This window comes from Mycobacteriales bacterium (assembly GCA_040902655.1).
Taxonomy (GTDB): Bacteria; Actinomycetota; Actinomycetes; order Mycobacteriales; family SCTD01; genus SCTD01.
On the sequence record JBBDWV010000056.1, the window covers coordinates 44,272 to 68,800 of the forward strand.

At 70.9% G+C, this 24,529-nt stretch carries 25 protein-coding genes and 1 other RNA gene; 6 read left to right on the forward strand and 20 right to left on the reverse strand.

Translation table 11 applies throughout. The features are described 5' to 3' along the window. Positions 1-2: 2 nt before the first annotated feature. Positions 3-1,685: an ABC transporter substrate-binding protein gene (locus WD794_16195; protein MEX2291853.1), complete on the reverse strand. Its 1,683-nt coding sequence runs from the start codon at positions 1,683-1,685 to the stop codon at positions 3-5. Between the two features lie 195 nt (positions 1,686-1,880). Here WD794_16195 and WD794_16200 point away from each other — a divergent pair, with 195 nt between their 5' ends. Beyond that, positions 1,881-2,948, forward strand: coding sequence for an alpha/beta fold hydrolase (locus WD794_16200; protein ID MEX2291854.1), 1,068 nt, complete (start codon positions 1,881-1,883; stop codon positions 2,946-2,948). Positions 2,949-3,244: 296 nt separating this feature from the next. On the opposite strand, the gene ssrA is transcribed toward WD794_16200, so the two are convergent. From ssrA to ftsE, 7 genes are all read right to left on the reverse strand, one after another. Next, positions 3,245-3,611, reverse strand: a transfer-messenger RNA (tmRNA) gene (gene ssrA, locus WD794_16205). An 87-nt stretch (positions 3,612-3,698) separates the two neighbouring features. Beyond that, positions 3,699-5,729, reverse strand: a complete 2,031-nt coding sequence (locus WD794_16210) for a bifunctional diguanylate cyclase/phosphodiesterase (GenBank protein ID MEX2291855.1) — start codon at positions 5,727-5,729, stop codon at positions 3,699-3,701. 106 nt (positions 5,730-5,835) lie between these two features. After that, positions 5,836-6,711 (reverse strand): amidohydrolase family protein, encoded by an 876-nt coding sequence (locus tag WD794_16215; protein MEX2291856.1) that lies wholly within the window; start codon positions 6,709-6,711, stop codon positions 5,836-5,838. Then, entirely contained in the window at positions 6,708-7,163 is a 456-nt protein-coding gene (gene smpB, locus WD794_16220; protein ID MEX2291857.1) for an SsrA-binding protein SmpB, read from the reverse strand. Before smpB ends, WD794_16215 begins: the two co-directional genes overlap by 4 nt. 84 nt (positions 7,164-7,247) lie before the next feature. Then, the gene (locus tag WD794_16225) at positions 7,248-8,624 is read right to left on the reverse strand and encodes a M23 family metallopeptidase (GenBank protein MEX2291858.1); all 1,377 of its coding nucleotides are present in this window, start codon (positions 8,622-8,624) and stop codon (positions 7,248-7,250) included. 69 nt (positions 8,625-8,693) lie between these two features. Continuing rightward, entirely contained in the window at positions 8,694-9,602 is a 909-nt protein-coding gene (ftsX, locus tag WD794_16230) for a permease-like cell division protein FtsX (GenBank protein MEX2291859.1), read from the reverse strand. A 15-nt stretch (positions 9,603-9,617) separates the two neighbouring features. After that, positions 9,618-10,307, reverse strand: coding sequence for a cell division ATP-binding protein FtsE (ftsE, locus tag WD794_16235; protein MEX2291860.1), 690 nt, complete (start codon positions 10,305-10,307; stop codon positions 9,618-9,620). Between the two features lie 89 nt (positions 10,308-10,396). Between ftsE and WD794_16240 the strand changes: the two genes are divergently transcribed. Next, positions 10,397-11,242, forward strand: a complete 846-nt coding sequence (locus WD794_16240; protein ID MEX2291861.1) for a class I SAM-dependent methyltransferase — start codon at positions 10,397-10,399, stop codon at positions 11,240-11,242. A 10-nt stretch (positions 11,243-11,252) separates the two neighbouring features. Here the strand turns inward: WD794_16240 and WD794_16245 are convergent, their stop codons facing one another. From WD794_16245 to WD794_16285, 9 genes are all read right to left on the reverse strand, one after another. Then, positions 11,253-12,854 (reverse strand): sialidase family protein, encoded by a 1,602-nt coding sequence (locus tag WD794_16245; GenBank protein MEX2291862.1) that lies wholly within the window; start codon positions 12,852-12,854, stop codon positions 11,253-11,255. A 92-nt stretch (positions 12,855-12,946) separates the two neighbouring features. Next, positions 12,947-14,053: a peptide chain release factor 2 gene (gene prfB / locus WD794_16250; protein MEX2291863.1), complete on the reverse strand. Its 1,107-nt coding sequence runs from the start codon at positions 14,051-14,053 to the stop codon at positions 12,947-12,949. A 24-nt stretch (positions 14,054-14,077) separates the two neighbouring features. Then, complete coding sequence (locus tag WD794_16255; GenBank protein MEX2291864.1) at positions 14,078-14,509, reverse strand: pilus assembly protein TadG-related protein; 432 nt, start codon at positions 14,507-14,509, stop codon at positions 14,078-14,080. After that, on the reverse strand, positions 14,506-14,940 hold the full coding sequence (locus WD794_16260; protein MEX2291865.1) for a hypothetical protein: 435 nt from the start codon (positions 14,938-14,940) through the stop codon (positions 14,506-14,508). The genes WD794_16255 and WD794_16260 overlap by 4 nt, the downstream gene beginning before the upstream one ends. Continuing rightward, positions 14,937-15,299, reverse strand: a complete 363-nt coding sequence (locus WD794_16265; GenBank protein MEX2291866.1) for a TadE/TadG family type IV pilus assembly protein — start codon at positions 15,297-15,299, stop codon at positions 14,937-14,939. Before WD794_16265 ends, WD794_16260 begins: the two co-directional genes overlap by 4 nt. Before the next feature lie 44 nt (positions 15,300-15,343). Next, positions 15,344-15,547 carry a hypothetical protein gene (locus WD794_16270; GenBank protein ID MEX2291867.1) on the reverse strand — a complete coding sequence of 68 codons (204 nt, stop codon included), beginning with the start codon at positions 15,545-15,547 and terminating at the stop codon, positions 15,344-15,346. Between the two features lie 93 nt (positions 15,548-15,640). Continuing rightward, on the reverse strand, positions 15,641-16,576 hold the full coding sequence (locus tag WD794_16275) for a type II secretion system F family protein (protein MEX2291868.1): 936 nt from the start codon (positions 16,574-16,576) through the stop codon (positions 15,641-15,643). Beyond that, a complete protein-coding gene (locus WD794_16280) occupies positions 16,573-17,433 on the reverse strand; it encodes a type II secretion system F family protein (protein MEX2291869.1) in 861 nt (286 codons plus the stop codon). Before WD794_16280 ends, WD794_16275 begins: the two co-directional genes overlap by 4 nt. Positions 17,434-17,435: 2 nt before the next feature. After that, on the reverse strand, positions 17,436-18,668 hold the full coding sequence (locus WD794_16285; protein MEX2291870.1) for an ATPase, T2SS/T4P/T4SS family: 1,233 nt from the start codon (positions 18,666-18,668) through the stop codon (positions 17,436-17,438). A 619-nt stretch (positions 18,669-19,287) separates the two neighbouring features. On the opposite strand from WD794_16285, the gene WD794_16290 reads away from it, so the two are divergent. Both WD794_16290 and WD794_16295 read left to right on the forward strand, forming a co-directional pair. Further along, on the forward strand, positions 19,288-19,524 hold the full coding sequence (locus WD794_16290; GenBank protein ID MEX2291871.1) for a hypothetical protein: 237 nt from the start codon (positions 19,288-19,290) through the stop codon (positions 19,522-19,524). Then, positions 19,521-19,919, forward strand: a complete 399-nt coding sequence (locus tag WD794_16295; GenBank protein MEX2291872.1) for a type II toxin-antitoxin system VapC family toxin — start codon at positions 19,521-19,523, stop codon at positions 19,917-19,919. Before WD794_16290 ends, WD794_16295 begins: the two co-directional genes overlap by 4 nt. 1,230 nt (positions 19,920-21,149) lie before the next feature. Here WD794_16295 and WD794_16300 read toward each other — a convergent pair. Then, on the reverse strand, positions 21,150-22,469 hold the full coding sequence (locus WD794_16300) for a condensation domain-containing protein (GenBank protein ID MEX2291873.1): 1,320 nt from the start codon (positions 22,467-22,469) through the stop codon (positions 21,150-21,152). A gap of 584 nt (positions 22,470-23,053) precedes the next feature. On the opposite strand from WD794_16300, the gene WD794_16305 reads away from it, so the two are divergent. After that, on the forward strand, positions 23,054-23,212 hold the full coding sequence (locus WD794_16305; GenBank protein MEX2291874.1) for a hypothetical protein: 159 nt from the start codon (positions 23,054-23,056) through the stop codon (positions 23,210-23,212). A 19-nt stretch (positions 23,213-23,231) separates the two neighbouring features. Next, positions 23,232-23,897: an enhanced serine sensitivity protein SseB C-terminal domain-containing protein gene (locus WD794_16310; GenBank protein ID MEX2291875.1), complete on the forward strand. Its 666-nt coding sequence runs from the start codon at positions 23,232-23,234 to the stop codon at positions 23,895-23,897. Positions 23,898-23,973: 76 nt separating this feature from the next. On the opposite strand, the gene WD794_16315 is transcribed toward WD794_16310, so the two are convergent. Together WD794_16315 and WD794_16320 are read right to left on the reverse strand one after the other, a co-directional pair. Further along, positions 23,974-24,168 (reverse strand): hypothetical protein, encoded by a 195-nt coding sequence (locus tag WD794_16315; protein MEX2291876.1) that lies wholly within the window; start codon positions 24,166-24,168, stop codon positions 23,974-23,976. A gap of 4 nt (positions 24,169-24,172) precedes the next feature. Further along, positions 24,173-24,529: hypothetical protein (locus WD794_16320; GenBank protein MEX2291877.1), on the reverse strand; the 357-nt coding region annotated here is incomplete at its 5' end.

Genomic DNA, 24,529 nt, shown 5'->3' on the forward strand with positions numbered 1-24,529 from the left:
GGTCAGCCCGCCGGTTGGTTGGGCTCGGCCGGCTCGGCGTTGCCCACGACCAGATGACGCTTGTTGCCGGTCACCCCGCACGGGGGGCAGCCCGGCGTGTAGGCGAACCCCTGGAACTTCTCCGCATCGACGAAGCTGACCTGCTCGGGCACGTAGAGCGAGATGCGGGGCAGGTCCTCGGCCAGGATCGCCTGCATCCGGTCGACGAGCTTCCGGCGCTCGGTGGCGTCGACCATGCTCGACTGCTGCTTGGCGATCTGGTCGAACTCCGGGTTGTCGTAGCCGTGCACGCGGGTGAAGGACGTGCTCTTGGAGGTCGACAGGAACTGTGGCATCAGCCCCGACGGGTCGCCGGACAGGCCGCCGAAGTGCTGGATGGCCATGGCGTAGGCCCCGCCGGCCCCCCGGGCGTCCGACGTCTGCTGGTCCACCGCGTCGATCTGCACCTCCAGACCAACGGCCCGCAGATACTGCTGCACCAGCTGTGCCTGTTGGCTGTCCGGTGCCGCCACCGACAGGGGGATGCGGAACGGTGACCCGTCGGGCTTGTCCCGCAGCCCGTCGCCGTCGCGGTCCCGGAGACCGACCTGGTCGAGCAGGGCCGCCGACTTCTTCTTGTCCGACGGATACTCCGGCAGGTCCTCGTTCAGGAACGGGTTGCCCGGCCCCAACGCGCCCGCCGGCCCCGGCACCCCTCGCCCGCCGAGCAGCCGCTCGACCATGTCCTCGCGGTCCAGCGCGAAGACGACCCCCTGGCGGAAGGCCTTCTCGTCGTACGGGAAACCGCTGTCGGGGTTGAAGAACAGCGCCAGGTTGAACTCGCCTGGGGCTGTGAGCACCTCGAACTGCTCGGCCAGGGCGTCGTACTGGACCTGCGGGACGAGGGCGTTGCCGGCGCTGGCCGCGTCGATCTCGCCCCCCTGCAGCGCCAGCAGCGGGTCGGCGACCGGCACGATCTGGAACTTCTCGACGTGGGCCTGGCCGAGGAAGAAGTCCTCGTTCGCCTCGAAGTTGAAGCTGTTGGTGGTCAGGTCGAACGTCTCCAGCTTGTACGGCCCGGAGCCGATCAGCGACTCGGGTCCCTGGAAGCGGGCCGGGTCGGTGACGTCCGCCCAGATGTGCTTGGGCACGATGCCGAAGCCGAACGTGCCCGCGATGTCGGTCAGGAAGCTGGGCCGCGCGTTCTTCAGCGTGATCACGACGGTGCCCGGGTCCGGTGCCTCCACGCTCTCCAGGTAGTCCACCCCCCGCCCGACGCCGGTCTGGGCGCCGGGGCCGGAGAGGTTGTAGTCGAAGGTGAACACGACGTCCTCGGACGTCAGCGGCTTGCCGTCGTGGAAGGTCACGTCGTCGTGGAGCGTGAAGGTCCACGTCTTGCCGTCCGGCGAGGACGACCACGACTTCGCCAGCCACGGCTTGGGCTCCCCGGTCACATCGGGAAACGCCAACGTGTCGAACAGGTAGGTGGTGACCAGCTTCCCGGGACCACGGATGGAGGCATACGGCGTGGGGTAACCGCCGCTCTGCTTGTTGGCGGCGACCCGGAGCGTGATCCGCTCGTTTTCCGGTGCCGCGGTCGTGGTCCCGGACCCGCCGGCCTCCGTCCCGTTCCCACTGCTGCACGCGGTGGCGGTCACCACCAGCACGACCGCCGTCGCCGCGAGACGGAAGTTCAGAACGGGCATGGTTGCTGGCCTCCGGTGACAGGGCGCGCCGCCCGCGGCTCCGGGTGTACGACGCCGATGAGGTGCTGCGGGTATGTGTAGAGCAGCGGCCGCAGCGTGTCAGTAGATGTCGAGGGCACCTAGTCGAGCCAGCTCACCCATGGCAGCGGAAACTGCGACAGGATGCCGCGACCACGTCGCAGGAGGAGGAACCGGATGATCCAGAACGACTTCTACACACCCGAGGTGCAGGGTGCCTACGAGCTGCACGACATCGGGGACTTCACGCTCGAGGAGGGCGGGACGATTCCCGGCCTGCAGCTGGCCTACGCGACGTACGGCCAGCTCAGTCCGGCCAGGGACAACGCCATCCTCATCCCGACCTGGTTCAGCGGGACACACCAGACGTGGGAGCAGGCCTACATCGGCCCCGGTCGCGCCCTGGACCCTGCTCACTGGTTCATCGTCGTCGTCAACCAGATCGGCAACGGCCTGTCCACCTCGCCGCACAACAGCGACGGGCCGGTCGCCATGTCGAAGTTCCCGAACGTACGGATCGGTGACGACGTCCGCGCGCAGCGGCAGCTGCTCACGGACCTGTTCGGCATCGAGCGGCTCTCCCTGGTCGTCGGCGGGTCGATGGGGGCCCAGCAGACCTACGAGTGGGCGGTGCGCTACCCGGAGATGGTGCTGCGGGCGGCTGCCCTGGCCGGCACGGCGCAGAACACCCCGCACGACTTCCTGTTCACCAAGACCCTCATGGACGCGATCACCTCCGACCCCGGCTTCCAGGGCGGCGAGTACTCCTCGCACGAGCAGGTCGCTGCCGGGCTGCGACGGCACGCCGACATCTGGGCGGTCCTCGGGCTGTCGACCCAGTTCTGGAAGACGGAGTTCTGGCGCGGCATCACCGTGGGCGACACCAGCTTCTCGACGATGGAGGAGTTCCTGGAGGGCTTCATCGAGGCGGTGTTCAGCCAGATGGACCCGAACGCGCTGTTGACGATGGCGTGGAAGTGGCAACGCGGAGACGTCGCCCGCAACACCGGCGGCGACCTCGCCGCGGCCCTGGGGCGCATCACGGCGAAGACCTTCGTCATGCCGATCGACGAGGACATGTTCTTCCCGGTGCGGGACTGTGCCGCCGAGCAACAGCTCATCCCGAACAGCGAGTTGCGGGTGCTGCCGAGCATCGCGGGTCACTTCGGGCTGTTCGGCTTCGAGCAGACCTACCTCGACGCGGTCGACCGCAACCTCTCCGAACTGCTCGCCGCCGAGGCCTGACCGGTTGGCGGGCCGTGCAAAGTCACGCACGGCCCACGCGGGCAGCGACATGTGCCGCACGGCGGCTGTACACCACAGGTCAACATTTCCAGATTCTTGACCTGTGGTGTACGTCGCCCGACAGCCCACACGTCTCCGGAGCGGCACACCGTGCCCATGCCCCGCAGCGACCGTCGCTCGTGACGGCTACCTCCTGGCCGTCCGGGACCGGGACGGAGGCGGCAGGGACGGCGAAAGCCCCGGCGGGAGCACAGGCCTCCGACCAGGGCTTTCGTCGTCTAGCGATCGTGCTGTCTCAGTGGAGGTGGCGGGAATCGAACCCGCGTCCTCCGGTACCTCAGCAGGGCTTCTCCGGGCGCAGCTGGCTGTGCTTTTCTCGGCCCTCCCGATGCCGCCAGCAGCTCGGGAACGGGCCCAGCCACGGTGGTTCACCACCCGCCCCCGTGGCCAAAGCGGGTGGTGGTCCTCCTAGCGATGCCAGGTCCCGGGCCGGAGGCTCTCCCGGGCTGACAGCGACGCTCTAGCTAGGAAGCGAGAGCGTACGCGCGCGGACTGGTGTCGGCGCTTGATTTTTTTGCGACGTTGTTGGTTAACGAGATCATCGTCGCCTTCCTCGGCCCGCTTCACCTGCCTCGACATCCGAAGTCGAGACCTGTCACCCCCTTCGTGGTGCTACGACAAGAGTAACGCCGGGCGGGACGGGATCGTGCCCGGCGGCCGTACCCGTCCGGGGCCCCGTGGGCGCAGCGGTCAGGCGCCGACCACCGCACGCAGGTGCCGCACGCTCTCCGCGGTACGTGGTACGGGCACCGGGTGACGGCGCACCTGAAGACCCAGCGCCTTGCGCAGGTCCTCGGCCGGCATCGGGACGCCGAGGTGGTAGCCCTGCGCCAGGTCGCAGCCCAGCTCGCGCAGGGTCACGAGCAGCCGCTCGTCCTCCACGCCCTCACCGACGGCCCGCGCACCCAGGCTGTGGGCGAGCTGCACGGTGGCCCGCACGAGGGCGCGGTCGCTCTCACGGGTCGCCGCGCCCGCCACGAAGCTGCGGTCGATCTTGACCTCGTTGACCGACACCCGCTGCAGGAAGGCCAAGGAGGAGTAGCCGGTGCCGAAGTCGTCGACCGACAGCTGCACACCGAGGGCGCGCAGGCCGGACAGCACCTCCTCGACCACGTCGAGCTCGCTCATCATGGTCGTCTCGGTGATCTCGAGGATCAGTCGCGCGGCCGGCAGCCCGTGGCGCAGCAGCACCCGCCGGACCTGGTCGGGCAGCTCGCTGTCGAGCAGGTTCCGTGCCGACAGGTTCACCGACACGGTGAGGGCGACGCTGCCCGCCGACCAGCTGGCGCATTCGGCCACGGCCTTCTCGAGGACGACCATCGTGAAGTCGCCGACCAGCCCGGAATGCTCGAGGACGTCGACGAACTCCCCTGGAGCCAGCAGCCCCCGGCGGGGGTGCTGCCAGCGGACGAGCGCCTCGGCCCCCCTGGCTGCACCGCTCTGCAGATCGAACTGTGGCTGGAAGTGCACCACCAGCTGGTCCTCGGCCAGCGCGGCGCGGAGCTCCGCCACCAGCGCCGGCCGGTGCAGGCTCGACGGGTCCCGGTCCGCGCGGTAGTGCGAGAACGAGCCCCGGGAGGACTTGGCCTGGTACAACGCGACGTCCGCCCGCTGCAACAGCTCCTCGAAGCAGGAGGCGTCGTCGGGGTAGCAGGCCACCCCCACGCTGCCCTCGACGGACAGGTGCAGGCCGTCGAAGCTGACCGGCTGCGCGAGCATGTCCAGCAGGCGGACTGCCACCGCATCGGCGTGCCGGGCCGCCGGCAGCCCCTCGATCAGGATGCCGAACTCGTCGCCGCCGAGCCGGCAGACCGCCACGGCCTCACCCATCGAGGACAGGATGCGCTGGCCGACCCGCTGCAGGAACAGGTCGCCCGCGGCGTGCCCCAGGGTGTCGTTGATCTCCTTGAAGTGGTCCAGGTCGACGATCAGCAACGCGCACTGCCGTCGAGGTCCTGCGGCCGCCAGGGCGATCTCGGCCCGGTCGTGCAGCAGGGCGCGGTTCCCCAGCCCCGTCAGAACGTCGTGCGAGGCCTCGTGAGCCTTCGCCGCCGCGTGCAGGCACATCGCGTCGTAGAGCCGCGCGTTCTGCATCGTTCTGCTGACGGCGTAGGCGAAGGTCCGCAGCACGTGCAGTTCGCGCTTCTTCAGGACGGTGAACTCGCGGAAGCCGACCCGCAGCGTGCCGACCGCGCCCTGCGGCCCGTCGAGCGGCGCGGAGTAGAAGACCTGTGCGGATCCTGCGTCTGCCGACCGCGCCGGCCGCGCATCCGTCGGACGGCACAGCTCCTCGTCCAGCCCCTGGGACGTGCCGCTGTAGGTCATGGCAGGCGAGGTCGCCGTCCTGTGCAGAATGATCTCGGCCCAGTCAGCCCCCAGCATCGACGTCAGCCGGCCGATCGCGACCGCTGCAACCTCCGCGGCGTCGAGCTGGTTCAGCTCCCGCGCCGCCTTCTCCAGCTGCTGCCAGACGTCCCGCTCCTCGAGGGCGTGCAGGTAGCCGCGGTAGGCGATGCCCACGAGGGCGAGCAGCGGCGGCAGGACGACCAGAGCCGACCGGCTCCACAGAGCCAAACCCATCACGGCCACACTGATCGCGATGTTCCCGACGCAGATGAGCAGGAGCAGCAGCCGGCGTCTGCGGAGACCGTCGTGGAACGGCAGCTGTTCGGCGAGAACGGCCGGCGGCGGCCCGGCGGCGCTCGCGGACAGGTGGGACACGGCTTCACCTCAGGTCGGGTCATACACCAGCAGCTCCACACATCGTGACCGACTCATCGCGTTCTGTGCATAGCTGGCTGGGACTGCCCGGCCTGACCCGAAAGAACTACAGCCCGAGCAGGGCCGCCGCGTTGTCGTGCAGCACCCCCCGCAGCCACGCCTCACCCAGGTCGAGCCGCACCAGCGCCTCGATCTGGTGCGCGAAGTCGTACGGCGTGTTCGGGAAGTCGCTGCCCAGCAGGACCCGTGGGCCGACCTCCAGCAGCCGCGGCCGCAGCTCCGCCGGGAACGGCATCCGGGCCTCGGTGAAGTCCGTGAAGGCCATCGTGGTGTCCAGGTGGACCCGCTCGTAGCGGTCGGCGAGGTCGAGGAAGTCGGCGTACTCCGGCATCCCGAGGTGCGCGATGACGGCCGTCAGCCGCGGATGCCGGGCCAGCACCTCACCCATCGGCCCGGGGCCGGTGAACCGCCCCGGCACCGGGCCTCCCCCGCAGTGCACGACCACCGGCACACCCGCCTCGGCCAGCTGGCCCCACACCGGGTCGAGCAGCGGATCACGCGGGTCGTACGCCCCCACCTGCAGGTGCGCCTTGACGATGCGTGCCCCACCAGCCAGGGCGTCGCGCACGTAGGCCGGTGCCTCGGGCTCGGGATAGAAGGTGGCGGTCTGCAGGACGTCGGGGTGGCAGGCTGCGAAATCGGCCGCCCAGGCGTTGAGCCAGCCGGCCATGCCCGGCTTGTGCGGGTAGACCAGCGACGGGAAGGCCCGCAGGCCCAAGGCCCGCAGCCGGTCGAGCCGGTCCTGCTCGTCGGTCCGGTAGGTGATCGGCCACGGGCGGCCGACCAGCGGCCCGGCGGCGTCGAAGTACGCCCAGACCTTGTCCATCACGTTCTTCGGCATGAAGTGGACGTGCAGGTCCACCAGCCCGGGCAGGCCGAGGTCCCGCCAGAGTGCGGGGACGTCGGCGTCGTGCAGCGTCAGTGCCGGCCCCGCTTGAGCGCCCGCCCCATGGCGTTGCGGATCTCCTTCTGGGCGTCGCGCTCAGCCAGCACCTGCCGCTTGTCGTGCGACTTGCGGCCGCGTCCGAGCGCCAGCTCCACCTTGGCCCGCCCGTCCTTGAAGTACAGCGACAGCGGTACGAGGGCCAGCCCACCCTCACGGGTGCGCATGGCCAGGGCGTCAATCTCCTTCTTGTGCAGCAGGAGCTTGCGTGGGCGGCGCGGCGCGTGGTTGTTCCAGGTCCCCTCGGTGTACTCCGGGATGTGCGCGCCGAGCAGGTAGATCTCGCCGTCCTGGACACCGGCGTAGGAGTCGGCCAACGAGCAGCGGCCCTGGCGCAGCGACTTCACCTCCGTGCCGGTGAGCACCAGCCCGGCCTCGAGGACGTCCTCGATCGAGTAGTCGTGGCGGGCCTTCTTGTTCTGCGCGACCAGCTTGTTGCGGCCGCCACGGGTGCCGTCCGGCGGGCCCTTGGCCGGGTTGCGGCTCTTGGCGGATCCCTTGGTCACCGCCCGAGTCTACGGCGGGTCGACGTAGTCCAGCGGGTCCACCGGGTAGCCGTCCAGACGCACCTCGAAGTGCAGATGCGGACCCGTCGAGTTGCCCTCGTTGCCGATCTCGCCGACCTTCTGACCGCGGACGACGATCTGCCCCTCGCGCACGTCGAGCGAGCCCATGTGCGCGTAGGCGCTGGAGAGATCCTTGCCCTTCACGACCCCGTGGCTGACCACGACCAGGGTGCCGTAGCCGCCGGCATAGCCGGCGTAGGTCACCACGCCGGGGTCGGCCGCGCTGACCCGGGCGCCCATGCCGCCGCCGATGTCGATCCCGGCGTGGAAGCGGCGGTCGCCGTAGATCGGGTGCCGACGGTAGCCGTAGCGGCTGGTCAGCCGGCCGGGCGCAGGCCACAGCATCCGGCCGTTGCGTGGCTGGCCGGCACTCCCGCCCCGAGGTGCCGGCTTGCCGGCCTTGGCCCGCCGCTTGCGTTCGGCCTCGGCCGCCGCGGCCTCGGCCGCTGCTTTCCTCGCCGCTGCGGCCCGGGCGGCGGCGGCGCGGGCGGCGGCAGCGCGGATCCGCTCCGCCAGCGCCTTCGATGCAGCCTGCGCCGCCTGGTAGTCCCGCAGGTCGGCGGCCCGGTGCTGCTCGGCGCTGACCAGTACGGCCTTGCGCTGCTCGATCAGCCGCTCGAGCCGGGCGGCCGCCTGCTCGGCTTCGACCGCGACCTGACGGGTGCGGGCGGCGCCGGCGTCGGCGGCCGCGCGGGCGCGGTCCAGCTCGCGCTCGTCGGCGGCCAGCTCGGCCTGCGTGCCCGCGAGGGCCAGCCGGTCGCGGTTCAGCTGCGCCAGGCTGTCGTTCCGGAAGCGGAACACCGAGCGCAGCATGCTCGCGCGCTGGACGGCGTCGTGCGGTTCGCCGGCCTCCATGACGTCGCGCAGACCGGCGAGCCGGCCCCGCTGGTAGGCCCGGCGGGCGAGCCGGCCGACGTCCTCCCGGCCCTGGTCCACCCGCTTGCCGGCCGCCGTCACCCGCTTCTGGGCGGCCTCCCGAGCGGCCTCGGCGCGGCGCAGCGAGGCTGTGGCGGCGGCGGCCTTCGCGCGCGCGCCGGCCAGCTCACCCTTCGCCCGGGCGACGTCGCTGCGGGCGCCGGCGAGCTGGGCGACCACGGTCCGCAGGGCGGCCGCGGCGGCCTGTACCTGGGCGCCGGAGTCCTCGAGGTCGCCGGCGGCCTCCTGCTCCCGCAGGCGCAGCTCCTCCAGGCTCTGCCCCGACGGCGGTGCAGCGACAACCGCCCCGGTGGCGGTGGCGGTGGCACTGGCGGAGGTGCCGGGTACGAGCAGCAACGGCAGCCCGCTGACCAGCAGCAGGGCGAGCGCCGATCCCCGGCGCGTCCGCACCGGGCGGCGCCCGGGGGAAGCAGGGACGTCCACAAGATCATGCCTAACACGGGACCGGTGAAAAGTTGGTCAGACACGCAGGTGGCGGCGCAGGGTGACGAAGGAGGACAGGCCCGCCAGGAGCATGCCGGTGAGGAACAACCACGGCACGATCGACAGCACGTCGCCCCAGCCGACGAAGGCGATGACAGGGAAGTTGGGCCGCAGCTGGCCGTCCACCAGCACGGCCTTCAGCGCCACCAGCGCAGCGCTGGCGAAGCCCGCACCGACCAGGCCCGCCAGCACCCCCTCCAGCAGGAAGGGCAGCTGGATGTAGAGGTTGCTCGCCCCGACCAGCCGCATGATGCCGGTCTCGCGGCGGCGGCTGTACGCCGCCACCCGGATGGTGTTGCTGATCAGCAGGACAGCCGCCACGACCTGCATCCCCGCGATGATCAGAGCGATCAGCTGGAGCTTGTTCAGGACGTTGAAGAAGCCCTCGAGCAGCGCCTTCTGGTCCTGCACCTCCTCGACCCCCGGCCGCCCCGCGAAGGCGCTCGCGACCACCTCGAACTGCGTCGGGTCCTTCAGCTTCACCCGGAAAGACTCCGGCAGCGCGTCGGCCGTGACGTTCTCCACGAGGTCGGGCGAGTCCTGGAACTGCTCGCGGAACTGCGCGTAGGCCTGCTCCTGTGACTCGTAGAAGACCTGCTCGACCTGGGGCATCCCCCGCAGGTCTGCCTCCAGCTCGTCGCGTTGCTGTTCCGTCACCGCCGCGCCGCCGCAGTTGGCCGCCTGGCTGGACTCGCCGCAGAGGTAGACCGACACCTCGACCTTGTCGTACCAGAAGTCCTTCATCGCCTCGACCTGCTTGCGGATCAGCAGCCCGGAGCCGAAGAGCGCGAGGCTGATCGCGACCGTCACCACCACGGCGACGGTCATGGTCAGGTTGCGGCGCAGGCCGATGCCGATCTCACTGAGGATGAACTGCGCGCGCACGAGGGGTCCCTTGTCCTACGCGCCGTAGCCGTAGACGCCGCGGACCTGGTCGCGCACGACCCTGCCGTCGGACAGCTCCACGACGCGGCGGCGCATCGAGTCGACGATCGCGGCGTCGTGGGTGGCCATCACGACGGTCGTGCCGGTGCGGTTGATGCGGTCGAGCAGCTTCATGATGCCGACCGAGGTGCTCGGGTCCAGGTTGCCGGTCGGTTCGTCGGCGATGAGGATCATCGGCCGGTTGACGAAGGCCCGCGCGACCGCGACCCGCTGCTGCTCGCCGCCTGACAGCTCGTCGGGCATCCGCCTGCTCTTGCCCTCGAGCCCCACCAGCTCCAGCACCTCCGGGACGACCCTGTCGACCACCGACCGCGACTTGCCGATCACCTCGAGCGCGAACGCGACGTTCTGGAAGACGGTCTTGTTGGGCAGCAGCCGGAAGTCCTGGAAGACGCAGCCGATCGAGCGGCGCAGTGCGGGGACCTTCCAGTTCGAGAGCCGGCTGAGATCCTTGCCGGCCACGTGCACCCGTCCGGCGCTCGGGACCTCCTCCTTCAGCAGCAGCCGCAGGAAGGTCGACTTGCCGGAGCCGCTGCTCCCGACCAGGAAGACGAACTCTCCCTTGTCGATGTCGACCGTCACGTCGTCCAGGGCCGGCCGGGTGCTCGTGGGGAAGCTCTTGCGGACGTGCTCGAGGCGGATCACCGGCAGCTCACGGTGTCCGAGTCTAGGTCGGGCACCCGCCGCGGGAGCGGTTTCGACGCGCCCGGGAGTGCACCGGCCGAGGTGGCAGCATGCGCACGGTGTCCGCAACGCAGCGATGGCAACGCCTGGTGCGGGACCGCCTGGCGGCCTCCGAGCTCCTCGACCCCGGCCGGGACGGGATCTCCCCCGCCTTCTGGGACGAGCGGGCCGACAGATTCGCCCGGCGGGTCGCCGGCACGGCCGCACACGACCCGCTGCTCCCACGGATCCGACCACACGTGGACCAGGACACGGTGGTGCTCGACGTGGGAGCGGGCACCGGACGGCTGGCGCTGGCGCTGGCGGCGGCGGCCCGGGAGGTCGTGGCAGTCGACTCGAGCGCACAGATGCTGCGGGTCCTGGACGAGCTGGCCAGCGCGCAGGGGGTGGTCAACGTCCGCACGGTGCACGGCCGGCTCGAGGACCTCGACGAGGTGACCGGCGACGTCGTGCTCTGCGCCCACGTCCTGCCGGTGCTGACCGACGCGCGAACGTTCCTCGCGCGGCTCGACCGGACCGCCCGCCGCCGGGTGTTCGTCTGTCTGGGCGCCGGCCTGGCCGATCTGCGTACAGACCCGCTGTGGCGGTACTTCCACGGGCGCCCGCGGCCACCGGCACCGACGTACCTGGACGCCGTGGCGGTCCTTCGCGAGCTCGACATCGACCCTCAGGTCGAGATCGTCGAGGTGGCGGCCACCGACCGTTACGCAACGGTCGCCGAGGCCGTCGACGATCACCTGGACCTGCTGCGGCTGGACGATGCCGACGACGTGCGAGGCCGGCTCTCCGCGCTGCTGGAGACCTGGCTGGTCCGCCGCGAGGACGGGACGCTGCGCGCGCCGGTCCCGACCCTGCCGAACGCGATCCTGTCCTGGACGCCTCGCGGGGGCGGCTAGGCGCCGGCGGTCAGGCCGTCGTGGGAGCGAGCCGGCGCCGTCCCGACAACGACAGGCCCAGCAGGGCCAGCCCCACGCCGAGCAGCAAGGTCGATCCCCCCACGGCCACGACCGCCCACCAGGGGGCGCCCTGCTCCCCGCCTGCGACATCCTCCGTATGCAGGGCCGAGGTCATGTAGATGTCCTCTGCCTGGTTGGTCTCGTCACCATTGCGGCTGTCCTGCCAGGCGAAGTACGTCGCGTCGTTCGTGGAGGCCATCGCGACGTTCATGTGACTGTGGACGTTGTTCGACCACACCCCGATCTCGCGGTTGATGATCCGGTCGGTCACCCGGAGGTTGGGGGCGAAGCTGCGTCCCCCGTCGATCGACCAGGTGTAGTAGACGTCCTGATAGCCGTCGTGGTTGAACGGCGCGGAAAACGCGGCCGGAAAGCGCTCGGGATACGGGCTGTTGCGGAAGTCGTACCAGGCGATGTCGATCCGACCGTCGGGCGCGATCGCGATGCCCGGGTCGTAGTGGTTGACGAGGTCGCGGTCGGCGTCATCGTTGACCGTGACCCGCTCCTCCCAGGTCTGGCCGCCGTCCCTGGAGGAGCGCAGGAAGACGTCGACGTCCTGCTCGTTGGGGTCGAAGAGCGGCACCTCGCTGGCCGACCAGACGGCGTGGAGCGCGCCGCCCTCCTGGTCCGCCACGAGCAGGTACTTGCGGCCGCCGAAGAATCCGGCGTTCCCCTCGTCGACTTCTACGGGCGTCGACCACGTCGCGCCGTTGTCCTTCGAAGCCCGGTGATAGACCGTGCGCACGACCTCCATGGCCTCGACCCCCTCCGGCCGGGCATCCAGGCCGATGGGGTAGATGACGTGCAGGGTGCCGTCCGGCGTGACCGCCGGGCGCGCCTGGTAGCCGCCGCGTTCGTCGGTGACGTCGACCGGTTCCTGGAAGGTCCGACCGCCGTCCGACGACGCCGCCACCAGCGCCTTCGTTCCTTTCTGGCCCTTGGCACCGCGTCCCATCCACGAGACGTAGACGTTCTCGGAATCCTGCTGGTCGACGGCCACCATGGGTCGGTCGTTGTTGTGCAAACCTTCGTTTTCCACCACCGGCTCGGGCGCCCGATAGACGAAGTTGGTCTCGAATGTGCGCCCGCCGTCCGTCGAACGGGCCAGGAAGATATGGATGGGCAGGTTCGCGGCAGCCGCGTATTTCGGGTCATTCGCGTAGAAAGCAACGTAGAGGACGCCCGCCTGGTCGAAAGCGGCGGTGGCGTAGGGACCGTTGATGGCCTTCCCGGAGCACTCCGTCCACGGCTCCAGCATCGGGACGCCACCCTGGCTCCAGGTCCGGCCGCCGTCGGTCGACAGGTGCACCAGGCAGCCGAAGTCGGTACGCACCTCCGAGCTGACGATGACGAGCTCGCCATTCGTGGGGTTCATGGCCATCTGCGGCGAGGAGTGCGCGCGTATCGGGTTGGTGTCGGTCGTGACCTGCACGGCCGCGACCACCTTGGGCCCGGCCCCGTCGTTCGGAGCGGCGGCCGCCGGCGCGAGTCCGGCCACCCCCAGCGACACGACCGCGGCCATGACAACCATCCGCTGCGGAATGCGCTGCATCATCCCCACCCCATCCCCACCCCTGGTGGACGCGGGGAAGGTAACACGAAACAAAACGTCTCACAGACGCGAAAACCGCGCGAGCCGGGGACCTACTCCGAGCCGGTACGCCGCCAGCGGATCGCGGCCTCGACGAAGTCGTCGATCTCGCCGTCGAGCACCGGCCCGGTCGCGCCGGACTCCGTGCCGGTGCGCAGGTCCTTGACCATCTGGTACGGGTGCAGCACGTAGTTGCGGATCTGTGAGCCGAACGCGATGTCGCCCTTGGTGCCACGGATCGCGTCCATCTCCGCCGCCTCCTCCTCGCGCTTGCGCTCGAGCAGCTTGGTCTGCAGCACCACCATCGCCGCCGCCCGGTTCTGGATCTGCGAGCGTTCGTTCTGGCACGACACGACGATGTTGGTCGGCAGATGGGTGATGCGTACCGCCGAGTCGGTCGTGTTGACGCCCTGACCGCCGGGGCCGCTGGAGCGAAAGACATCGACCCGGAGGTCCTTCTCGTCCACCTCCACCGCGTCGGCGGTGTCGACCACCGGCGTCACGTCGACCATCGCGAAGGAGGTCTGCCGGCGCGCCTGATTGTCGAACGGCGAGATGCGCACCAGCCGGTGCACCCCGTGCTCGCCGGCCAGCGTTCCGTACGCGTAAGGCACCTTGCACTGGAAGACGACGCTCTTGACGCCGGCCTCCTCGGCCTCCTGCCACTCGAGCACGTCGAGGTCGTAGCCGTGCCGCTCGGCCCAGCGGTAGTACATCCGCCAGAGCATCAGCGCCCAGTCCTGGCTGTCCACCCCACCGGCGCCCGGCGTGATCTGGACGAGCGCCTCGCGCTGGTCGTACTCCCCCGACAGCAGGGTGCGGACCTCGAGGCTGCTGATCTCCCGCTGCAGCGCGGCCAGCTCACGCTCGGCCTCCTGCTCGGTCCCCTCGTCCTGCTCCTCGGCGGCCATCTGGAACAGCACCGCGAGGTCGTCCAGCCGGCTGCGCACCGCCTCGACCCGCTCGATGTCGGTCTTGACGTTGGACAGCCGCGTCGTGACCTCCTGCGCCTTGCCGGTGTCGTCCCACAGGCCAGGCTCGCCGGCCTGCGCCTCCAGGTCGGACAGCTCGATGCGCAGCTGTGGCAGGTCAAGCACCTTCTCGATACTCGTCAAGGTTGCGTCGAGCACCGCGAGCTCGTTGCTGCGGTCGGCGGGCACGAGAGACAAGGCTATCGCCCCCACTCACCGGGAGGTCGGCGCGCGGGCCCGCGCCTCGGCCTCGACCCGCACCGGTGCGAAGCCGAGGATCCGCCCGAACGGGAGCTCGACCATCCGGACGGCTCGTACGACGGCGGTGGTGCCGTCGGCGCTGACCCGGACCGCCAGCCGCGTGCCGGGCTGGGCCTCGGCGACCTGTGCTTGGTACGCCGCCACCCGCAGCGCGGCCTGTCCGTGGTCGAGCGGCAGCCGGCCGGCCTCCAGGCCGCCGGCGTAGAGGCCGGTCAGGTCGAGCGCCTGCGCTGCGCTGAGCGCAGCTCCGTCGGCGGCACTGACCAGCGAACGCTTGGCCAGGATCGCGGCCGAGACGTTGACCACGACGGCGACCATCAGCAGCAGCACGGCGGTGAAGCCGAGCAGCAGGACCAGGACGGTGCCCTCGTCGTCGCGTCTCATCCGGCCGGCGTCTCGCGGAATAGGTCGACCACCTCGACGTGCGTCGCCCGGACCGGGATGGTCGGCTCCACCCGCCCGAACAGGCCGCCCAGGACCGGCAGCGTCACGTCGTGCCGGACCACCGCGGTCACCGTCCCTCCCGGCTGGAGCCCCTGTGGGGCAGACAGCGTCAGAGCGCGCTCCCCCGGCGACAGGCCCTGGTCGCCCAGCGCAAGCTCCGTCGCGGCAGCGGCACGGGCCGCGCCCTGCGCTGTGGTCTCCGCTGTTGCGAAGGCGCGACCAGCCTGCCGGGCCGCTTCCGTCACACCGAAGGCCGCGCTCTGCACCTGGAAGACGGTCACGAGGACGTAGAGCAGCGGAACCATGAGAAGCACCGACAAGTAGACGAATTCGACGACGGCGTTGCCGTCGTCACCGGACGGCCACCTCACCGGCTCTCCTCCAGCGCGTGCCCCTGGACCGTGATCGTCAGCGGGCCCACGGGCGCGAAGACGAAGGGCAGCGGTCCGCGGACGGTGATGCCGACGACCGGTGCACCGGCAGCGGTCGTGCCGGGCGGCAGCGGCGTCACGACCATCCGCGCGGCGAGTTCGGGACCCAGGCCCGCGGCGATCGCCTGGGTGGTCCGGGCCACGCCGTCGGCCGGATGCCGGTCGGCATTGGCCGCGAACCGGGCGCCCTCCTGTGCCGCGGAGACGAGCACGTTGCGGGTGTGCAGCACCAAACCGACCTGCAGGATCATGAGGAAGAGCGAGACGAGCAGGATCGAGACGAGGGTGAACTCGACCACGGCAGCGCCCCGGTCGAGGCCGGCCGGTGCCGCCGGGGCCAGTCCTATGCGGGGGTGACGCTGTCGAGCGCGTCGCTGACGATCTGGAGCAGCCGGTCCTCCGCGAAGCCCCAGATGATCGCGACGATCCCCGCCGTCATCAACGTGATGAGGACCCAGCCCGGCACGTCGCCGCGCTCGCCGTCCTGGTCCGGCAGTCGGTGGTCGCGGAGGGCGTGCAGGGCCGGCAGCGCGAGGGGACTGGGCACGGGAGGCCTCCTGGGGGCGGGCGTGGCAGTGGACTTCGACGGCAACGGCTGTCCTCCTGCGAGGCACAGGAGTGAGGTGCGACGGCCGGGGGGTCATGACGTGGTGAGCGAGAGGCCGTAGAAGCCGGGGAACAGCGCGAAGACGATCGTGACCGGCAACACGAAGAAGACGACCGGCACCATCATGGCGATCTCGCGCTTGCCGGCCGACTCGAGCAGCTGGCGCTTTCCTGCCTCCCGTACGTCCACCGCCTGCGCCCGCAGCACCTCCGCGAGCGGCGTACCACGCTCGACGGCGACGGCGACCCCGTCGACGAAACGCGACAGCGGCGCGAGCGAGGTGCGCCGGGCGATGCCGTCGAGCGCCTGCACCAGCGAGGCGCCGGCACGGGCTTCGGCGAGCGCGCGGCCGAGTTCCTTGCTCAACTCGCCGGCAGAGATGCGGTTCACCCGCTCGAGCGCCCCGACCGGTCCCTCCCCGGCGGTGACCGCGAGAGCCAGCAGCTCGGCGACGGTCGGGAACTCCGCGAGCATCCGCTCCTCGCGGGCGGTGACCTGACGGGTGAGCCACCGGTCCCGGCCGAGGACACCGGCGACGGTGAACGCGACAGCGGCGCCGAGCAGCGACAGCGGGTTCGCGCCGCCGCCGAGCAGCTGGAAGACGGCCAGCACCAGCGCCGACGCGAGCCCGAAGCCGCCCCAGATCACCTGCTCGGCCCGGAACTGCTCGACGGTCATGTCCCCACCGAGCTGCTCGAGCCGGCGGCGCACGCTCACGATGCCGCCGACCCACTTCTCGAGAAACCTCATGGCATCGCCGAGCACCGGGCGCAGGATGCGCTCGAGCGTCGGGAACGGCGTCAACGCCGCGCTGCCGGCGAGCAGCCGCGACGGCCGAGGTGTGTCACGCAGATACGGGCCCAGCCGGTCGTCCAGCGTCGGACGGCGGGCTGCCGGCGTGCCGGCAGCGGCGAGCAGCAGACCGCCGGAGGCGAGCACGCCGAGCCCCATCCCGATGACGGCGCTCATCGGAGCACCCGGCGCTCGGTCGGCAGCTTGGCGATGCGGAGCATCACGCGGTAGGCGAGCAGGGACACCGCCCCGCCCACGAGCAGCACCAGAGCTCCGGTGGTGGTGTTGTAGGCCTCCACAGCGTGGGGTCGCGTCGACAGCAGCAGCAGCAAAGCCCACGGCGCGGCCAGCGCCAGTCGCGCGGCGTTGACCGTCCAGCCCTGCCGGGTCTCGAGCTCGGCGCGGGTACGGGCGTCCTCCCGCAGGAAGGTCGACAGCGTGCGCAGCAGCCGCCCGAGGTCGGTACCGCCGACCTCGCGGGCCATCCGCAGCGCCTCGACGACGCGGTCGCCCACCGGGTCGGACAGGCTGCGCTTGAGGGTGTCCAGGCTCTCCCCGAAGCGGCCGGTGGCGCGGTAGTCGGCACCGAAGCGGCGAAACGCCGACCGCAGCTGGTCCGGCCCGCGCACGCCCAGCTGGGTCAGCGCCTCCGGCAGCGACAGGCCCGCACGCACGCCGCTGGCCAGGTTGTCGACCGCCTCGGGCCAGACCTCCCGCAGCTCGACACTGCGCTGGGACCGCCGGCGGCGGACCAGCAACAGCGGGAGCAAGGTGGCGAAGCCACCGAACAGCAGGGCGATGACCGGCACCTGCGAGGTGCCGAGCACGAGCAGGAAGATGATTCCGCCGAGCGCGGCGCTGGCCGTGAACAGCTGGCTGGGCGTGACGCCGTCGATGCCGGCCTGAGCGAGCAGGTCGCGGACGCGGTCGCCGAGCGTGCCTCCGGTGCGCGGCCGCGGCAGGGAGCGCCGCGTGCCGGAGCGCCAGACGAGCAGGCAGCCGAGCCCGAACAGCAGCCCGAGCAGCGCGCCCACGGCTACAAGCCGCTGTGGGGGGTGAGCAGCGCGGGCAGGTCGATCCCGGCCCACTCGAAGCGCTCGGGATGCGGCGGGTATCCGTCGGCGCGGACCAGGCGCTGACCCCGGGTGACGAACAGGTCCGCGACCTCGACGACGTCGCCCTCCACGCGTCCGGGCACCGCCACGATCTCCCGCACCCGGCGGGCACCGCTGGCCTCCTTCGCGGTGTGCACCACGATGTCGATGCAGCTCGCGACGGTCGGGACGACGAAGTTGTGGCCGACGTTCTCCCCTGCGAGCAGCGGCAGCGTGCACAGCTTGACGATGGCCTCGCGGGCGGAGTTGGCGTGGATGGAGCACATGCCGGGAACTCCGCTGTTCAGGGCGACCAGCAGGTCGAGGCACTCCGCTTCGCGGACTTCGCCGACGACGATCCGGTCGGGGCGCATGCGCAGCGCCTCCTTGACCAGTCGACGCAGCTGGATCTCGCCCGTGCCCTCGAGGTTGGCCTGCCGGGTCTGCATGGACACGACGTCGGGCAACGAGATCTTGAGCTCGAAGACCTCCTCACAGGTGATCACCCGCTCTCGCCCGGGGATCGCGGAGGCCAGGCAGTTCAACAGCGTGGTCTTGCCTGCTTGCGTGCCGCCGGCGACGATCACGTTCAGCCCGGCGACCACAGCCGCCTCCAGGAAGCGCGCCGCCTGCGGCGTGATCGTGCCGAGGCCGATCAGCTCCTCGAGCGTGTCGGCCGACAGCACGAACTTGCGGATGTTGACCGACCAGTGCTGGCGGGTGATGTCGGGGATGACGACGTGCAGCCGGGAGCCGTCCGGAAGCATCGCGTCGACAAAGGGCGTGGACAGGTCCACCCGCCGACCGGTGCTCTTGAGCATCTTCTCCACGAGGTCACGGACCTGGCCGGAGTGAAGGATCGTCGTCGTGAGCTCGGACCTCCCCCGTCGAGCGACGAAGACCCGCCCCGGCTCGTTGATCCAAATTTCTTCCACCGAAGGATCGTCCAGGTGGCGCTGGAGCGGCCCGAAGCCCGCCACCGCGTCGTAGACCGCCCGGGCCGCGGCCTTCGGGTCGGCCAGCGGGGCGAGCGAGGACGTGAGCGACCGGTCGTCGTAGTCGCTGACGACCTCGTCGACGAGCCGGCGCATCTCCAGGCGGTCCGAGATCGGGTCCAGGCCGCGCCGGCGCACGAGCTCGCGCACCTCGGACTCGACGGTGTCGACCGCGCTCACGCCCGCGCCTTCCGTCCGAACTGCCCACACTTCGACGCCGGGCAAGGTATCGGCTCGACGTCCCGTGCGCACCAGGCTGTGGACAACTCCCCCGCGCCCGCGCAGCCTTGTGCCGGGAACGCCTGTGCCGCTCGACGGTGTCCGTGACCGGCCGCTGCCGCCCCCTGCCGGAGCGCCATCGTCCCGGCGCAAGTGTCGGCAACCCGAGCCGATCGCATTCGGGCAATCTGCCGGCGGCGACGTCGTACACCGACCGCACGGCCGTGAGCGCCGAGTTGGCTGCGCGCCGCGCTGACCGGGCGCTGCCTCCAGGAGTACCTGCGGTCCCGGCTGGTCGAGTCCGCCGACACACCCAAGCCGGAAGTGGTGCCAGGAATCGAGCTCACAAGATGATGTCGGGCGCCCATCCCCGGCGCGTACGTCGCCCTTCGCGCGGAATCGCCGTGGTCGCGTCGCGGGCCGCTGCCGGAACCGCGGCGGCCCGGCGACGAGCTGACATCGCTCGCCGTGGCGCGCTGCCCTGCTCGCCACGCGCAGGGAGTCGCGCTTCGCAGGCGCGGGCGCAACGCTGACACGGTGCACCCTTGCGTTTCGGTGCTTGTCGCAGCAGAATGCCATCATGGCGAAGTCGATCACTATCCGGGACGTGCCCGACGAGACCAGCGCCGAGCTGGCCGCCCGGGCAGCGCTGACCGGCCGCTCGCTCCAGGAGTACCTGCGGATGCGCTTGGTCGAACTGGCGGACAGTCCCGACGCTGAGGTCTGGCTGTCCAGGGTCCGAGCCCGCAAGGCGGCAACCGGCGGGTCGATCAGCACGGATCGCGTTCTGGCCCATCGCGACGCGGACCGCCGTTGACGGTCGTCGTCGACGCCTCTGTCGTGGCCGCTGCGCTGCTGGACACCGGCCCGACAGGGACGTGGGCAGAGCAGCTGCTCACCGCCGGACCGCTGGCCGCCCCGCACCTCATGCCCGTCGAGGTCGCGAACGTGCTGCGCCGATCGATCTTGTCCGCCGACATCACCGCCGACACCGCGTCGCTGGCCCACGAAGACCTGCTCGCGCTGCGCGTCGAGCTCTTCCCCTACGGCGCCTGCGCAGCCCGGGCATGGGAGCTGCGGCCCAACGTCACCACCTACGACGGATGGTACGTCGCCCTGGCCGAGAACCTGGGAGCCAGGATGGCGACTCTCGATGTCCGACTGCGTCGTGCCAGTGGCCCCCGTTGCGAGTTCCTCGTACCGCCGGAGTGAACGTCGGAGCCGACTCTGCACCCAGCAGTCAGTCGCTCGTTGATCCAGATCCCCTCGACCGCTGAGTCGTCCAGGTAGCGCTGCAGCGATCCGACCCCGGCGACCGCGTCGTACACCGCACGCGCTGCGGCCCTCGTGTCGGCCAGCGGCGGCAGCGAGCTGGTGAGCGCACGCTCGTCGTAGTCAGCCACGACCTCGTCGACCAGCCGGCGCATCGCGGCCCGGTCCTCGATCGGGTCCAGCCCGCGCCGCCGGACGAGCTCACGGACCTCGGCCTCGACCGCGCCGACGGCAGTGCTGACCACGCGATCCACCCCCTCGGCCCCGAAACGCGCGAACCGTACCGACGGACCGGGTGGCGCGCGAGGGGCCTGTGGACAGCGGTGGAAGCGGCGCGCCGCATACCCGTCGGGGCTCGTCGACCGTGGGTCGTCGACGGGGGCGAGCACCGAAGCGGCCTTCCGGCCCCTCCGGTGAGGGACACTGCGAGCCTCGCGCGCCTCGTGCCCCCGTGCGGAAGGACGTCCCTTGCAGCTCGCCCTGACCGTCGCGGACCCGGTGACGCAGTCGCTGGCCGACGTCCTGGTCGAGCTCGACGAGGACGCGACCGTGGACGAGCTCGCCGGCGAGCTGCTGCGAGCGGTGCGCGGCGCGGCGGCGGGGGCCGTGACGTCACTGGCCGCGCACGCCCGCAAGGCGTACAGGACCGCCCTGCGGGAGGTCCGGCAGCTGCGCAGGGCCGCCGGGAAGGTGCCGTGGCAGCCGCCCGGCTGGCTGCGCCGGGTCAACGTCCCCCTCGGCCAGGTCTCGCAGACGCTGAACCGGATCCCCCGGGTCCGGTCGTTGCCGGTGATCGGCGTCGACCTCCACGCCGTGCAGACCGAGCTTCTGGAAGAGGCCGACGTGCTGGGGATAGACCCGGCAGACATCCAGGCCTTCGTCGACCAGGTCGGCGAGCCGCCAAGCGACAGCGACAACCAGATGCTCACCGGCACGACCGAGCAGGCCCCGGTGTTCCTTGTGGAGGTGCGCTACGACGCCAGCGAGCAGGGCTGGGGGCTGCTCTCGAGCATCTTTTCGACGAGGTCGCGCACCTGTCCCTCGGTGAGGATGGTGTTGGTCAGCTCCGACCGGCCGCGGCGGGCGACGAAGACCCGGCCCAGCTCGTTGATCCACCGTCAACAGATCCGAGTACTCGACCCTCTTCGCCGTCAACCGACAGGCCGGCGGTCACGTCAGGGCCAGCCGGTCGAGTTCAGTGACGAATCGCTCGGTGAAGCGGGCGGCCGCGGCAGGGCCGAGGAGGGGGTGCCGGTAGCGGATCGAGAGGTGGAGCCGGCCGGCGGTCGTGACGGCACCAACGGCGAGACCGCACGGCATGCGGGCCGGTGAGGAGAACCAGACGTTGCCGGTCCGACCGGCGACCGGCCCGAAGTCTGGCGGGTCGGTGAGACTGCCGAGGTTAGACAGCACCGCTGTCGGGACGAGCCTGTTTCCGGTAAGCCAGAGCAGTGCCGAGAGGGGCTGCTTGGCCCACAGGGGAAGCGACGTCCAGCCGCCGATGATCTCGATGAGGGCTGCACCGGCCCCTTGCCGGATCCGCTGGTTCTGCTCGGACACGGCTTGGAGCGTGGCGCGCCGATCGGTGCGTTGCGCGGAGCGCGTCAGGACCTGGGCCTCCAGGACCATGTTGGTGACCACATCGTCAGACCACGTCTTGGGACGCAGGTTGACCGGGACGAGGATCCCGACTCGGTCAGAATCGGCCCCGAGCTCCTGGTTCCACCCGGCGATGGCCAGCGTCAACGCGGTGAGGAGCAGTTCGTTGACACTGCTTGCCTTGTGGGTGGTGAGGGTGTGGGTCTGTTCCTCGGTGAGGGCGACAAGATGGAAGCCGTAGCCGGGCTCGGCGGTACCCCCATCGACAGCAAGACGTGTTGGGCGTCGGACCAGGTCGGAGGCCATGCCGGCCAGCATCCGGAACCGGCGTACACGTTCCGGGCGGTCGCCGGCGGCCGCGTGCCGGTGCACGTCGCGGGCTTCGTCCACATCGACGAGCGGCGGGCTCTCAGGTATCTCGGTGTAGGCGTGGGCGATCGACCGCAGGAGTCGCAGGGCGCCGAACCCGTCGAAGGCGGCATGATTGGCGTTGAGCAGGAGGATGTCGCCTACCGGTCGCCGGGCCAGGACGAGCCGGAACGGTGGCGCCTCGATGAGCGGTACGAGACGGCTGTAGAACTCCTGGCGGACGGCGGCCAAGGCGGCGTCGTCGGGGCAGTCCACGACCCGGAGCGGGTCGATCTCGGCAGCAAGAGCGATCTCCCAGATCCAGGTGCGGTCGGTGCGTCGAGTCGGAAGCTGCCTGGCACGGGCCATGGGGTGGGCGGAGAGCGCGTCGAAGAGCGCGGACCGGAGGCGCTGCTCGTCGAGATGTCCGCTCACCTGCAGCTCGACCTGGATGCTCCAGGGCTCTGCCGGAGAGTCAAGAAGGTGAATGGCTTGGTCGAGCACGGTGAACGGGAACCGCTGCCGGCCACTGGATGAGGGCACGAGCGACAGGGCAGAGCCGGCGCCGACGTCAGCCAAGGAGGACGGTGCGAACGGCGGCGATGATCGCACCCACCGCCCTGTTCGAAGGCTGGCTACCGATCATGGTCAGGTGGTCCCACACGGCGGCATTGTCCATGATGAGTTGGGCGGCTTCGCCCCGCCGTCCTGACTCCACGAGTGCAGGGCACAGGAAGATTTCTCCTCGATGTCGACGTGCACGGCCACGACTGGCGCATCAGTTCCGTTCGAAGGCGCATCCGAAACCAATTTCGGCCAAGCCATCCGACGATGGACGTCAGACACCCTCCGGCCCTTCAGCAGGGCGTACGCGGCGGCGTCATGGAACCTCCAGCGATGAACGACCTGGACGCTCTCGCGCACATGGTGGAGGCCGTGGCGGCGGTCGAGCAGGGCAGGCTCGTGGTTGTTCACCCGGCGGGTGTGCGCGGCAACCCGTACGACCCTGACCGGCTCGACCAGGTGACAGTCGAGAGCGATGTGCTCGTGGTCTCGGTCGGTGAGGGACACGCCCGCTACTGCTCAGCGGTGCGACGCTGGTGTCCGCGGATGACAGGCAGGTGCGGTTGGCTGCCCGACGGCTCACCGCGACCTTCGTGTCCTATGGCAGTGCGACCCCGGCCCACAGCACGACGTGGCTCGATCCCGAGCTGCTGCTCACCTACGACCCCGACATCGCACAGGCCTCCTACCGGACCCGCGGCACCCTTGACGCAGCGACGTGAGAACAAGGAGACCGAGAACATGAACCCCGCCGAGACAGCGCTCGTCGAGGCGCGAGGTCGAGGGAGGGTGGACGACGAGCTGTTGCAGGCCCTGGCCGATCAGCCCCTGACGCTGGGGCTGGACGTGGCTGACGGCAGCCCACGCCCTGCGGCGCGCGAGCTGGACGGCCAGCCTCCGGTCCTCGCCTGGACCAGCCCCCAGCGGGCCGTCGACGCCGGGTGGACCGGTCCTGTGGTCGAGCGGCCGGGTCACGAGATCGCCTCGTTGCTGGCCGGTACGGGGCTCGGCCTCGCGCTCAACCCTGGTGAGCCTGTCGGAGTGCGACTGGACCCAGACGGGCTGGCCCAGCTCGCGCTCGCCGGTCCCGTTCCGGCGGGCACCGCCGTCTACCTCGGTGCGCCCGCCGTGCCGGACGAGCAGCTGGAGACCCGGTTGTGCGACGAGGTAGGTGCCGTCGACGGAGTCGCCGCTGTCCGTCTGGTCACGATGGTGGTGGGCGACGCGGAGCCGCGCGCGACCGTTGTTCTGAGCCTGCAGGCGCATGCCCATCCGGCGGTGGCCGACCTCGCCAGGCAGGCCTGCTGGCGTGCTGCCGCCATGTGCGGACGGGACGAGCTCGACATCGTGCTCGACGACCAGCTGGGCGGTCTGCGCGCCAGCGTGCTGCAGCTACCAGCGTTGTGAAGTGGTGATCGGCTGATCGGCGGCCGGCCCCGCGGCAGCAGCAGCCGCACGCGCCCGCCGCCGACGGTCGTGCCGGTCACCGCACCTGCCAGTGCAGGCCGCCGGCAAGCTCCTGCAGCGGGCCGTCGGCGCGGCCGCGAAGGTCTGGAAGGCCACCGTCAAGGGACCCCTGCTGCAGCTCGCGCAGCGGGGCCTGCGTCGCCCGCAGGTCGGCTGCCGCTGCGGGCAGCGACTCCGGCGACCCACCGCGCAGGCGCGAGACCGTGAGCACCGGATCAGCGTCGGCGCGCCGCGGCGTTGGCGGCGTCAGCCCGGCGCTGACCCTCCACCGCGACCTGCAGCAGCGCGGCGTAGGGCTCGAAGACGGCACCCACCTGGGTCATCTCCCAAGCCCACTCCTGCGCCTCCTCGGACGCAGCCCGCGCCAGCTCGACGCCCGGCAGCGCGGCGGCCACCAGGCGCAGGGCGGCTCCGACGGGAGCACCGTCCAGCCGCGCACCGACCGTGCGCAGAGACGAGGCCACATCGAGCACCGACACGGCGTCGGCGCGCAGCCGGAACGACAGCCGCGGAGCGTCCGCTGAGCCCGAATCCACCGTCTCGTGATCGCGTGATTCAGCGGGCGGCTTGTT